Origin of the sequence: Mycobacterium sp. E2699, from assembly GCF_001666745.1 — a bacterium.
In the GTDB taxonomy this organism is placed as follows: domain Bacteria; phylum Actinomycetota; class Actinomycetes; order Mycobacteriales; family Mycobacteriaceae; genus Mycobacterium.
In genome coordinates this window covers 140,089-152,458 of the sequence record NZ_LZJH01000144.1, presented here as the reverse complement: position 1 = coordinate 152,458, position 12,370 = coordinate 140,089, and the positions used below count along the sequence as shown (strand labels likewise).

Genomic DNA, 12,370 nt, shown 5'->3' with positions numbered 1-12,370 from the left:
TCGCATTATGCTGGCCGGGAGCAGGTGGGCATGCTCGTCGTGAGGGGGAGACCGGATGCAGTACGTGCTAGCGCAGCCCCGGGTGATGGTGACCGCGGCCGCGGATGTGGCCGCGATCGGATCGGCGATCGACGAGGCCGGTGCGGCCGCGGCGGGCAGGACGACCGGTGTGGCGGCGGCCGCCGCCGACGAGATATCCGCCGCGGTCGCCAATCTGTTCAGCGCATACGGCCAACAGTGCCGGGCGCTGATCGGGCGGGCGGCGGCGCTGCACGGCGAATTCGCCCAAGCGCTGGCGGCGGCCGGCAACGCCTACGCCAACACCGAGGCCGCCGGCGTGGCCGCGCTCGCCGCGAACGGCGGTTCCACGACCGCGGCCCTGCAGAGCGCGGCGGACCCGCCCGTCACCTTCGTCCTGGGCGGCAGCGGAATGCCGTTCCCTCCGCCGGACTTCGTGACCAACGTCGTCAGCAAGTATGTCGCCCCCAATTTCCCCGTGGGCCTCGTCCAAGCCCTGTTCATGCCGGCGGGAGAGTATCCGGACAGCGGCATCAAGGACCTGATGCAGAACATTTCGATAGCCCGCGGCGTCACGGCCCTGAACAACGCAATACAACAGCAACTTACGGCCGGAAATACCATCAACGTCCTGGGCTACTCGCAGGGCGCCAACATCGCCGCGCTGGAAATGCAGTTGCTGGACCCCGCCGGCACGCCCAGCAATCTACCGATAAACTTTGTGCTGCTTGGCAATTCGATGAACCCCAACGGCGGCTGGGACGCGCGCTTTCCTGGTCTGAGCCTGCCGACGCTGGGCTTTTCGACCCTCGGCCCGATGCCGACCAACGACTTCCTGACCAAGGTCTACACAATCGAGTACGACGGCTGGGCCGACTTCCCGCAATACCCGATCGACGTCTTCTCCGACTTGAATGCGCTCGCGGGCATGGTGACTGTGCACACGAGCTACGACACCCTCAGTTCCAGCCAGATCAATTCGGCGGTCACATTGCCGACGCAGGGTGCCACCCAGACCACCTTCTACATGATTCCCAACCCGAACCTGCCGCTGTTGGATCCGGTGCGCTTCATCCCGTACGTCGGGAACCCGATCGCGGATTTGGTGCAACCGGTTTTGACGCCCCTGGTCAACTGGGGCTACGGCAACCCGGACTTCGGCTGGTCCACCGGGCCGGCCAACGTGACGACCCCGTTCGGATTCCTGCCGCCGCTCAGCGACACCACCGCCCTGGGGCCCGCGCTGGTCAGCGGGATGCACCAGGGAATCGGCGCCGCGATCGCCGACTTCTCCGCCGAGGGACCCCCGCAGTTGCCGTCGCTGCAGGGCGTAACCGGGGCGCTGACGTCACTGACGTCGAGGCCGGGGACACTGGCGCTGCCCGCGGGGCCTCCAACGGTGACAGACCTCCTCATGGGCTTGGAGGCGGCCAACACCCAGATCGTCGGCACCGGGACGACGGCGTTCTCGACCGCCTACTCGACACTGCTACCGACGGCAGATATCACGACGGCCGCCCTGGTCTCCCTGCCGTCGTACGACGTCAACCTGTTCCTGAACGGGATCACCCAGATGGTCAACGGCCAGCCCCTCGGCGGGCTGATCAACGCGTTCGGCTACCCCGTCGCCGCCGACGTCGGGTTGCTCCCGATGCTGGGCGGTTTGGAAGTCGCGGTCCTCGGGGAGGCGGGTTATTCGATCCTGACGGGCGCGCCGTACGGGAGTTTCTGATCGTTCTGGTAGTGGCCAGGGGCGGGATCGAACCGCCGACCTTCCGCTTTTCAGGCGGACGCTCGTACCGACTGAGCTACCTGGCCGGAAGGCATGACTGCCTCGCCGTGCTGGCGACCCTGACGGGACTCGAACCCGCGACCTCCGCCGTGACAGGGCGGCGCGCTAACCAACTGCGCCACAGGGCCTCGCTATCGCTCCGCGTCATTGCGTCGCGCGTACCCCCAACGGGATTCGAACCCGTGCTACCGCCGTGAAAGGGCGGCGTCCTAGGCCACTAGACGATGGGGGCCAGAACCGAATCACTTCGGGGGCACTCGCAACGCAGTTACCGTTGGGAGCCACGTCAGCTTAGGTCACCGCAGGCCCAATCCTCAAACGAGCGCCGGTCGGGCGGTGTTCCGAACGCAGTATCCTGAACCTTCGCGCCCCTATAGCTCAGTTGGTAGAGCTACGGACTTTTAATCCGCAGGTCCTAGGTTCGAGTCCTAGTGGGGGCACCGAAGATGGCCCTGAAAATGGACGTTACCTCCCGAAACGGCGTCGGCACGGCCGCACCGTCGGCCGGAGTCGCCCTGCCCGACCCGGTGCGTTCCGCGCGCCGGCCATCGCACGGTGTGGCCCTCGTTCGGCCGCGGAACGGCTTGGCTTATGCTTCGGACTGTGAGTGTCGATGCGGCCTACCCCAACGCGCCCGTAGCCCTGGTAACCATGGAAATCCGTCACCCGGCAACGGATTCCCTGACCGATGCCTCGGCCAGCGAGCTCAGACGCCTGCTCGCGGACCTGCTGCCCATCGAACGCCAGGCTCAGGACGTGGCGTGGGCGATGGGCGCCGGCGGCAGTCCGCAACCGACCGCTGAGCGCTTCGTGCGTTACGTCAACCGGGATAACACCGTTGCCGCCTCGATGAAGACACAAGCGGTGGTCGTCGAGACCACCGCGTACACCAACTTCGAGTCGCTGGTCGACTTGGTGATGCGGGTCATCGACGCCCGCTCGCAGTTTTCGCCCATCGTCGGGGTGGAGCGCCTCGGCCTGCGCTACGTCCTCGAGATCCGGGTGCCCCAGGGCGTGGACGGCCGTATCGAATGGGCCAACTGGATCGCCGAGCCGTTGCTCGGCCCGCAACGCATCGCCCCCGCCGGCCTGACCCTGACCGAATGGCAGGGCGCCGCGGTCTACCGCGAGGCGAACCCCGGCAAGTCGATGATCGTGCGCTACGGCCCGGGCGTGGGCCAGGCGCTGGACGCCAGCTACCACCTGCGCCGGACGATGCCGGCCGCACAGGGACCGTTCTTCCTGATGGACATCGACAGCTTCTGGACTCCCCTCGGATCCATCCCCGAATACGACCGGAACGCGGTGCTGGCGACTTTCCAGGACCTCTACGACCCGGCCCGCACCGTGTTTCAGGAGATGCTCACCAACCGCCTGAAGGACGATCTGCTCAGCCGGTAAGCCCGGCGAACACAGCGCTGCTGTAGGTCACGTCGGCGAAGGCTTGGGCGATGTCGTCGTCGGGATAGACGAAGCCGTTGGCCGCGTGCAACTCCTTGACGGTTTGCGACGACGTCCGCCAGCCCCGCTTGTTCAGATAGTCGAGGATGTGGCTGCGCCGGCCGTGATAGACGAGGTCGTTCAAGTCGATCTCGAACCCGAGTTCGCTCATCCGGTCATGGTGTGCGCGCCAGCGCTCGTCGGCGAAAACCGCGGTGTCGGGCACGAATTCGAAGGCCAGGCGGCTGCCCGGGGCGCTCAGCGCGGTGATGTGGTCGAACAGGGCGTCCTGGGCTTCGTCGGGCAGATAGACCAATAGGCCCTCGGCACTCCACGCCGCCGGCGCGTCCGCATCGAAGCCCGCCTCCTGCAGGGCGGCGGCCCAGTCGTCGCGCAGGTCGATGGCGACGGTGCGCCGCTCGGCGGTCGGCTCCGCGCCCAGGTCGCGCAGCGTCTCCGTCTTGAACTCGATCACCTCCGGCATGTCGACCTCGTAGACGACGGTGCCCGCGGGCCATGGCAGGCGGTACGCGCGCGCGTCAAGTCCCGACGCGAGGATGACCGCCTGGCTGACGCCACCGCGTGCCGCGTCGAGAAAGAACCGGTCGTAAAACCTGGTGCGGCAAGCCATCCCGCGCGCCATCCGGCGCGGGTCGAACTCGGATTCGCCGCCGGCCGGAATCTGGCCGTTCACCAACCGGACGTAGACGTCGATGCCCACCGCACGCACCAACGGGGCCGCGTAGGGATCCTCGATCAACTTTTCCTCGCTGGACAGCGCCCGCTGCGCGGCGACCATGGTGGCCGTCGCTCCGACACTGGTCGCCAAATCCCAACGATCACGATCGGTGCGCGCCATGGTGGTCCCTCATCCCGAGCCGAAAATATAGACTGTCTAGTTACTAGCACAGCGCGAGCTGCCGGCCCGCGGCGCTACCCTCCGAGCTGTGACCGACTTCGCCCAGCGCACGATCGAATTGGCCCGCCAAAACGTCGCCGCGGGCGGTCGCCCGTTCGCGACGGTGATCGTCAGGGACGGCGACGTCCTCGTCGAGAGCGCCAACCAGGTGGCCCAGACGAACGATCCGACGGCACACGCGGAAATCCTGGCCATCCGCGAGGCGTGCCGGAAACTGGGCACCGAGCACCTGGTCGACAGCACCATCTATGTGCTGGCCCACCCGTGCCCGATGTGCCTGGGCTCGCTGTACTACTGCTCTCCCAGGGAAGTCGTCTTCCTCACCACCCGGGAGTCCTACGAGCAGTACTACCTCGATGACCGCAAGTACTTTGAGGTTTCCACGTTCTACGACGAATTCGCCAAGCCCTGGGACCGCCGTCGTCTCCCGATGCGCTACGAGCCCCACCAGGCGGCCGTAGAGCTGTACCGGCTGTGGAACGAACGCAACGGCGGCCGGCGCGCATCGACCGTCGTACCCCCGGGTTGACTCAGCGGCATCGCCGCGCAGGGCTACTATTTGCGTATGCATGCAGATAATGGCGAAAGCCGCTTGCCCGACGACCAGGCAGGTCTCGTCGTCGAGGTTTTCCGGATGCTGGCCGACGCCACCCGCGTGCAAGTGCTCTGGTCGCTGAGGCATCGCGAGATGTCGGTCAACGAACTCGCCGAACACGTGGGAAAGCCTGCGCCGTCGGTTTCCCAGCACCTGGCAAAGCTGCGGATGGCACGACTGGTGCGCACGCGCCGGGACGGAACCAGCATCTTCTACAGCCTGGAGAACGACCACGTCCGGCAGCTGGTCATCGACGCGGTCTGCAACGCCGAGCACGCCGGCCCCGGGGTTCCCCGTCATCACCGCGGCGAGAGCGATTTGAGGATGGCCGCCGGGTCGGGGTCGGGCAGGGGCGCGCGATCCCGTCGCGGTCAAGCCTGATCACTTGGAGCACAACACATTTCACGTCGAAAAGGTGACACGATGACCGATCAGCACAGCCATGCGGCACCACACGCGCACGAACACCACCACGGCGACAGGGCCCACTCACACGCGCACACCACCCACGAGCACGACCATCTCAGGCACGAGCACCCGCATGCCCATGACGACGGAACCGAGCACACGCACCAGCACGTGCACCAGTCCGACCTCGAGGGCGCGCACAATCACGCCCACGGTTAGGGTGCTCCGCGCGGCCTCAGCGCACCTGCGGGCAATAGTGTTTCGGATTGTCGCGCTCGTCCAGCGGCGGCAGGTTGCGCGCAGGCGTTTGCACCAGCGGTGCGTCCGACGGGATCCGGCCGGCGACGCGGTCCCAACCGGCGCGTGCTCGGGGATGTTTACGGTATCGCCTTGGCACGCAAGCGAAGACGCCACGGACGAGGTCGCCGAAACGCCGGTGCAGCCACTCGTCGCGACGCGACCACGTGTAACCCATCAGGTCGCGCACCGGCGGATCGTAGAGACCGACGGTGAGCCACACAAAGAAGGGGGCCAGCAGCCTGCGCTGGGCGGCCCACAGCGGGTCCGGAAGCCATTGGGCGAAAGGCGGTTTGGGCAGCTCGGTCAGGTCGAGGACCGCGCGGGCAGCCCAGTTGTCCTCTAAGACGTTGCGGCACATGTGGTCCCAGTACACCTTGAAGTCCTCCCAGGACGCCGGCACCGGTCGCATGCTCATGCCGTACATGCGATACCACTCGACGTGCTCGTCGAAGAGCCGGCGCCGCTGCGCCTCGGTCAGACCCCCGCAAAACCGCTCGGCCACATGGATGGTGCCGACGAAGAAGGTGGCGTGGGCCCAGTAGAAGACGTCGGGATTCAGCGCGTGGTAGCGCCGGCCCTGTTCGTCGACGCCCTTGATGTCGGTGTGGTACTCGCGCACCTCGGCGCCGGTGACCGGGGCGCGCTCGCCGTCGAACACGACGCCGCCGATCGGGTACAGCGAGCGCAGCAGACGGGGCCACCGCTCCCGGAAGAAGGTGGAGTGGTCGATGACCGCCGCACCCAGTTGCGGATGCATGTTCTGCATGGACCCCGCCCACGGACCTTGCAACATGCCGCGCCAGTCCCCGAAGTAGCGCCAAGTCAGGGATTCGGGGCCGAGCGGTATCGGCGGAGCCTCGTAGCCCAGCGGCGACACCGGGCAGCCGTCGGCCAGGCCGTCGGAGCCGCTGGTCAGCGAGCGGGGTGCGGACGTATGTTGGGTCACTATTGGATTCCTGTAAGTTTCGACAAGTTTGACTACACGTGTTGTCAATTTAGAGCTTAGGAGCGATGTGCAGACCGGTCAACGACGGGGCCGTTGGACCGGCGTCCCCCTAGAGAGCCGACACGCCCTCCGTCGCGACAATCTCATCACCGCCGGCGTGCAGTTGCTCGGCAGCGATCGCGGTCCCGCGCTAACCGTGCGTGCGGTGTGCCGCAAGGCCGCGCTCACCGAACGCTACTTCTACGAAAGCTTCTCTGACCGTGACGAATTCGTGCGCGCCGTCTACGACGATGTCTGCACGAAAGCGATGAACACCCTCACCTCGGCGAAGACGCCGCGCGAGGCCGTCGAACAATTCGTCGAGCTGATGGTCGACGACCCCGTGCGCGGTCGGGTGCTGCTGCTGGCGCCCGCGGTGGAGCCGATATTGACCCAGTCCGGCGCAGAGTGGATGCCCAACTTCATCGATCTGCTGCAGCGCAAGCTGTCCCGGATCGGCGATTCGGTGCTGCAGAAAATGATCGCCACCAGCCTGGTCGGCGGCCTGACGAGCCTGTTCACCGCCTACCTCAACGGCCAGCTCGGGGCCAGCCGCAAGCAGTTCATCGACTACTGCGTCAACATGCTGTTCGCGGCGGCGGCGCCGTATGTGACCCCGGCCGAGCAAGCGAAATTCGAGTAGCGGTGCCCGGCCGCACCGCGCCGGCCAGCCCTGAGAAGCGGGGTTTCACACACCGGCGGTTTCACCTGACAAAAGGCGACGGCGCGCGGGCTGGAGAAACTTGATGCTACCGGCGGGCACAGATATATTGACTGCAACCCGTAGACACAGATAACTGGAGGGACTATGTCAGCCCAGCTGACCGACCGACAGCTGCTGCACGAGCTGGAGCCGGTGGTCGAGAAGTACCTCAATCGGCATCTGAGCGTGCACAAGCCCTGGAACCCGCACGACTACATCCCGTGGTCGGACGGCAAGAACTATTACGCTCTCGGCGGGCAGGACTGGCACCCCGAGCAGAGCAAACTTTCCGACGTCGCCCAGGTGGCGATGGTGCAGAACCTCGTCACCGAGGACAACCTGCCGTCGTACCACCGCGAGATCGCGATGAACATGGGCATGGACGGGGCCTGGGGGCAGTGGGTCAACCGCTGGACCGCCGAGGAGAACCGGCACGGCATCGCGCTGCGCGACTACCTGGTGGTGACCCGCGCGGTCGATCCGGTCGAACTGGAAAAGCTGCGCATCGAGGTGGTCAACCGGGGCTTCAGCCCGGGCCAGAACCACCAGGGTGAGTACTTCGCGGACACCCTTTGTCACTCCGTCCTCTACGTCAGCTTCCAGGAACTGGCCACCCGGATTTCGCACCGCAACACCGGCAAGGCCTGTAACGACCCCGTCGCCGAGCAGCTGATGGCGAAGATCTCGGCCGACGAGAACCTGCACATGATCTTCTACCGCGATGTCAGCGAGGCCGCGTTCGATCTCGTCCCCAACCAGGCGATGCAGGCGTTACACCTGATTCTCAGCCACTTCCAGATGCCCGGCTTCCAGGTGCCCGAGTTCAGGCGCAAAGCCGTGGTCATCGCAATGGGCGGCGTCTACGACCCGCGCATCCACCTCGACGAGGTCGTCATGCCGGTGCTGAAGAAATGGCGCATCTTCGAGCGCAACGACTTCACCGGAGAGGCAGCAAAGCTGCGCGATGAGCTCGGCGTGCTGGTCAAGGAGCTCGAGGCGTCCTGCGACAGGTTCGAGGTGTCCAAGCAGCGTCAACTGGACCGGGAAGCACGCACCGGCAAGAGGACCACCGCCTACGAGTTGCACAAGACCGCGGGCAAGCTGGCGATGAGCCGCCGGTAGTCCGGCTCGGGACACCAAGTGCGCATCGGTCCGATCACGCTCGCCAGCCCCGTCGTGCTGGCCCCGATGGCCGGCGTGACCAACGTCGCGTTCCGCACGCTGTGCCGTGAGATCGAGGAGGCCAGGGCGGGAACCGTCAGCGGCCTCTACGTCTGCGAGATGGTGACCGCGCGGGCGCTCGTCGAGCGGCATCCGGTCACCATGCACATGACGACGTTCGCGCCCGACGAGTCGCCGCGCTCGTTGCAGCTCTACACCGTCGACCCGGCGACGACCTACGCGGCCGCCAGGATGATCGCGGACGAGAACCTGGCCGACCACATCGACATGAACTTCGGCTGCCCGGTGCCCAAGGTCACCAAGCGCGGCGGCGGGGCGGCGCTGCCGTTCAAGCGGCGGCTGTTCGGCCAGATCGTCGCCGCGGCCGTGCGGGCCACCGAGGGCACCGGAATACCGGTGACCGTCAAGTTCCGCATCGGCATCGACGACGAACACCACACGCACCTGGACGCCGGCCGCATCGCGGAGGCCGAGGGGGCCGCCGCGGTCGCGCTGCACGCCCGCACGGCGGCGCAGCGTTATTCCGGCACCGCCGACTGGGAACAGATTGCGCGGCTCAAGCAGCGGGTGGGGACGATCCCGGTGCTCGGCAACGGCGACATCTACGACGCCAGCGACGCGCTGGCGATGATGGCCAGCACCGGATGCGACGGCGTGGTCATCGGCCGCGGCTGCCTGGGCCGGCCGTGGCTGTTCGCCGAGCTGTCGGCCGCCTTCACCGGCAGGCCGGCGCCGACCCCGCCCACGCTGGGGCAGGTCGCCGACATCGTGCGCCGGCACGGCCGGCTGCTGGCCGCGCATTTCGGCGAGGACAAGGGCATGCGCGACATCCGCAAGCACATTGCCTGGTATCTGCACGGCTTTCCCGCCGGATCCGAACTGCGCCGCGCGCTGGCGATGGTCAGGACCCTGGATGAACTCGACGCGCTGCTCGACCGGTTGGACCGGGCGGTGCCGTTCCCCGACGCCGCGACCGGCCCCCGCGGCCGGCAGGGCTCGCCGGCCCGCGTGGCCCTTCCCGAAGGCTGGCTGACCGACCCGGACGACTGCACAGTGCCGGCCGGAGCGGACGTCATGCATTCGGGCGGCTGAGCCTTAACACTCTCGAAATCGCATCGACGCGGATAACTCAGTACGATGTGGACCTTGCTGCATTGCGCTTCGGTGGGGGACCGTTCGGTGCCGCTGCAGGAGCGCCTCGAGATTGCGCAAGAGCACCTGTAACGCCGAGCTTCGGAGGCCGATAGGACATGAGTGATGGCGGCACTGACGCCACTCTTGACCATCGGCGCACCCCGCAGGCCATGCCCGGCTCCGCCCCGTGGGAACGGTTCGCCGAGCCGCCGGCCCGTCGCGGCGTTCACCGGTGGCAGGCCGAACCGGCCGTGATCGAGCCCGCCATCGCCGAGGCCGAGCAGGCCGGTTGCCACGCCGACGGCGGCCTCACCGTCGCCGATTTGATCGCCAAGGTGGGGGCCCCGACCGCCGCCCGGCCCAGCCACCATCGCGCCGCAGCAGACGAAGAGCCGCCGGACTCGGTACCGGGCCTGCCGGTCGAGTTGCAGGACACGCAGGTGATCCCGGCCTATTCGCTCGACGCCACCGCGGAGCTGCCCGACCTCGAAGCCGCCAACTATCCGAACGACGACGAATTCGACGCCGCTGAACCCGCGGCGCCGACGCGCGCGCCCAAGACGCGCGAGCCCAGGCCGAGGCCCCGCCGGCGGCCGATACTCCTCGCCGCGCGCTCGGCGGCGGCGTTTTCCGCCGTGCTGGCGCTGGTCCTGACCGGTGGCGCGTGGCAATGGAGCGCGTCGAAGAACAACCGCCTCAACATCGTCAGCGCGCTCGACCCGAACTCGAGCGACATCCGAGATCCCGGCGGGCAGTACGGCGACGAAGACTTCCTGATCGTCGGCATCGACTCGCGCGCCGGGGAAAACGCGGACATGGGCGCCGGCACCACCGACGACGCCGATGGCGCGCGATCGGACACGGTCATGCTGGTCAACATCCCGGCGAACCGTAAGCGCGTCGTCGCGGTGTCGTTCCCCCGCGACCTGGCGATCACCCCGATCCAATGCGAGGCCTACAACCCCGACACCGGCAAGTACGGGCCCATCTACGACGAGAAGAAGGGGACCTGGGGCCCTAAGACGGTCTACACCGAGACCAAGCTGAACTCCGCTTACGCGTTCGGCGGCCCGAAGTGTCTGGTCAAGGAGATCCAGAAGCTGTCCGGCCTGAGCATCAACCGGTTCATCGCGGTCGACTTCGCCGGCTTCGCCAAAATGGTCGACGCCCTCGGCGGCGTCGAAGTCTGCAGCCGCACCCCGCTGCACGACTACGAACTGGGTACGGTCCTCGACCACGCGGGACGCCAGGTCCTCGACGGCGCAACCGCGCTGAACTATGTGCGGGCCCGCCAGGTGACAACCGAGACCAACGGTGACTACGGCCGCATCAAACGCCAGCAGTTGTTCTTGTCGTCGCTGTTGCGATCGCTGATCTCCGAGGACACGTTGCTCGACCTCAACAAGCTCAACAACGTCGTCAACATGTTCATCAGCCTGACCACCGTCGACAACGTCAAGACCAAAGACCTGGTGCAGCTGGGTCAGTCGTTGCAGGGCATGGCGGCCGGGCACATGACGTTCGTCACCGTGCCGACCGGCGTCACCGACCAGAACGGCGATGAGCCGCCGCGGATGGCGGACATGCGGGCGCTCTTCGACGCCATCATCAACGACGATCCGCTGCCCGAGGAAAACGACCAAAACGCCAAACCGTTGGGCGGGACGTCGGCAACCTCGACGCCGACGAAGGCGCCCACCACCAAGAAAACGCCGACGCCGACGCCCGAGGCCCAGCACCAACAGGTGACGACCACGTCGCCGCAAGAGGTCACGGTGCGGGTGTCCAACGCGACGACGCAGAGCGGCCTGGCGGCCACCGCGACCAAACAGCTGAAGAACAACGGCTTCAATGTGATGACGCCCGACGACTACCCGAGTTCGGTGAACACGACGACGGTCTTGTTCTCGCCCGGCAATGAACAGGCCGCCGCCACGGTGGCGTCCTCGTTCGCCAACGCGAAGGTCCAGCGGGTCTCGGGCTACGGGCAGGTCATTCAGGTGGTGCTGGGCCCGGACTTCAACTCCGTCGCCACTCCCGCGCCCACGGGCTCGTCGATCAGCATGCAGATCGAACGCGGTTCGGGCAACGCGCCGACACAGCTGCCCGACGACCTGACGGTGACCAACGCGGCCGACACCACCTGCGAGTAAAGAATTTTGGCGGGACGGCAGCACCCGTTTCCTGCGTCGAGAACGTAGGCTGGGCAGCATGCGGACGGCCTACCATGAGCAGCTCTCGGAGTTGTCCGAGCGCCTCGGCGAAATGTGCGGGCTGGCGGGGATCGCGATGGAGCGGGCAACCCAAGCCCTGCTGCAGGCCGATCTGGTGCTGGCCGAACAAGTGATTTCCGACCACGAAAAGATAGCGGCGCTCAGCGCGCAGGCCGAGGAAAGCGCCTTCGTGCTGCTGGCCCTGCAGGCGCCGGTCGCCGGCGACCTGCGGTCCATCGTCAGCGCCATCCAGATGGTGGCCGACATCGACCGGATGGGTGCGCTTGCGCTGCACGTCGCCAAAATCGCCCGCCGACGGCATCCCCAGCATGCGCTGCCCGAGGAAGTGAACGGGTATTTCGCCGAAATGGGCAGGGTCGCAGTCGAATTGGGCAACAGCGCGCAAGAGGTGGTGCTGTCCCGCGACCCGGAGAAGGCCGCCCAGATCGCCGAAGAAGACGACGCCATGGACGATTTGCACCGGCATTTGTTCTCGGTCCTGATGGACCGCGAATGGAAGAACGGCGTAGCGTGCGCCGTCGACGTGACCCTGCTGGGCCGGTTCTACGAGCGCTTCGCCGACCACGCCGTCGAAGTCGCGCGGCGCGTCATCTTCCAGGCGACCGGCGTCCTGCCCGAGGAAGACAAGCGGTAGGCCGCCCCGGCCTGCCGCCGACCGGC

Annotated in this window: 12 protein-coding genes and 4 tRNA genes; 11 read left to right on the top strand and 5 right to left on the bottom strand. The window is 66.9% G+C overall.

The genetic code is table 11. The features are described from left to right. The first annotated feature begins 55 nt into the window (after window positions 1-55). A complete protein-coding gene (locus A5696_RS25180; RefSeq protein WP_067883692.1) occupies window positions 56-1,750 on the top strand; it encodes a PE-PPE domain-containing protein in 1,695 nt (564 codons plus the stop codon). Between the two features lie 12 nt (window positions 1,751-1,762). Here the strand turns inward: A5696_RS25180 and A5696_RS25175 are convergent. The 3 genes from A5696_RS25175 to A5696_RS25165 form a co-directional block, all read right to left on the bottom strand. Further along, a tRNA-Phe gene (locus A5696_RS25175) sits at window positions 1,763-1,836 on the bottom strand. A 25-nt stretch (window positions 1,837-1,861) separates the two neighbouring features. Then, window positions 1,862-1,938: transfer RNA gene (locus tag A5696_RS25170), tRNA-Asp, on the bottom strand. Window positions 1,939-1,969: 31 nt separating this feature from the next. After that, window positions 1,970-2,042 (bottom strand) — tRNA-Glu (locus A5696_RS25165). Between the two features lie 135 nt (window positions 2,043-2,177). Between A5696_RS25165 and A5696_RS25160 the strand changes: the two genes are divergently transcribed. Both A5696_RS25160 and A5696_RS25155 read left to right on the top strand, forming a co-directional pair. Next, a tRNA-Lys gene (locus A5696_RS25160) sits at window positions 2,178-2,250 on the top strand. 151 nt (window positions 2,251-2,401) lie between these two features. Beyond that, window positions 2,402-3,211 carry a TIGR04255 family protein gene (locus A5696_RS25155; RefSeq protein WP_067883691.1) on the top strand — a complete coding sequence of 270 codons (810 nt, stop codon included), beginning with the start codon at window positions 2,402-2,404 and terminating at the stop codon, window positions 3,209-3,211. Here A5696_RS25155 and A5696_RS25150 read toward each other — a convergent pair. Next, the gene (locus tag A5696_RS25150) at window positions 3,201-4,109 is read right to left on the bottom strand and encodes a class I SAM-dependent methyltransferase (RefSeq protein WP_067883690.1); all 909 of its coding nucleotides are present in this window, start codon (window positions 4,107-4,109) and stop codon (window positions 3,201-3,203) included. The genes A5696_RS25155 and A5696_RS25150 overlap by 11 nt on opposite strands. Window positions 4,110-4,197: 88 nt before the next feature. Between A5696_RS25150 and A5696_RS25145 the strand changes: the two genes are divergently transcribed. Genes A5696_RS25145 through A5696_RS27430 form a run of 3 tightly spaced genes read left to right on the top strand, consistent with a single transcriptional unit; the run spans window position 4,198 to window position 5,391 of the window. Beyond that, a complete protein-coding gene (locus A5696_RS25145) occupies window positions 4,198-4,698 on the top strand; it encodes a nucleoside deaminase (RefSeq protein ID WP_067883689.1) in 501 nt (166 codons plus the stop codon). A 36-nt stretch (window positions 4,699-4,734) separates the two neighbouring features. Next, window positions 4,735-5,145: a metalloregulator ArsR/SmtB family transcription factor gene (locus A5696_RS25140; RefSeq protein WP_067883688.1), complete on the top strand. Its 411-nt coding sequence runs from the start codon at window positions 4,735-4,737 to the stop codon at window positions 5,143-5,145. A 42-nt stretch (window positions 5,146-5,187) separates the two neighbouring features. Continuing rightward, entirely contained in the window at window positions 5,188-5,391 is a 204-nt protein-coding gene (locus A5696_RS27430) for a zinc transporter Slc39a7 (RefSeq protein WP_082969133.1), read from the top strand. A 16-nt stretch (window positions 5,392-5,407) separates the two neighbouring features. Here the strand turns inward: A5696_RS27430 and A5696_RS25135 are convergent, their stop codons facing one another. Next, complete coding sequence (locus A5696_RS25135; RefSeq protein WP_082969132.1) at window positions 5,408-6,418, bottom strand: oxygenase MpaB family protein; 1,011 nt, start codon at window positions 6,416-6,418, stop codon at window positions 5,408-5,410. 67 nt (window positions 6,419-6,485) lie between these two features. Here A5696_RS25135 and A5696_RS25130 point away from each other — a divergent pair, with 67 nt between their 5' ends. The 5 genes from A5696_RS25130 to phoU all read left to right on the top strand — a co-directional run bounded on the left by A5696_RS25130 (window position 6,486) and on the right by phoU (window position 12,344). After that, a complete protein-coding gene (locus tag A5696_RS25130) occupies window positions 6,486-7,100 on the top strand; it encodes a TetR/AcrR family transcriptional regulator (RefSeq protein WP_067883687.1) in 615 nt (204 codons plus the stop codon). Window positions 7,101-7,265: 165 nt separating this feature from the next. Further along, entirely contained in the window at window positions 7,266-8,282 is a 1,017-nt protein-coding gene (locus A5696_RS25125) for an acyl-ACP desaturase (protein WP_067883686.1), read from the top strand. Between the two features lie 18 nt (window positions 8,283-8,300). Beyond that, complete coding sequence (gene dusB / locus A5696_RS25120) at window positions 8,301-9,434, top strand: tRNA dihydrouridine synthase DusB (protein ID WP_067883685.1); 1,134 nt, start codon at window positions 8,301-8,303, stop codon at window positions 9,432-9,434. 158 nt (window positions 9,435-9,592) lie between these two features. Further along, a complete protein-coding gene (locus tag A5696_RS25115; RefSeq protein WP_067883684.1) occupies window positions 9,593-11,629 on the top strand; it encodes an LCP family protein in 2,037 nt (678 codons plus the stop codon). A gap of 58 nt (window positions 11,630-11,687) precedes the next feature. Beyond that, window positions 11,688-12,344 carry a phosphate signaling complex protein PhoU gene (gene phoU / locus A5696_RS25110; RefSeq protein WP_067883683.1) on the top strand — a complete coding sequence of 219 codons (657 nt, stop codon included), beginning with the start codon at window positions 11,688-11,690 and terminating at the stop codon, window positions 12,342-12,344. The last annotated feature ends 26 nt before the right edge of the window (window positions 12,345-12,370 follow it).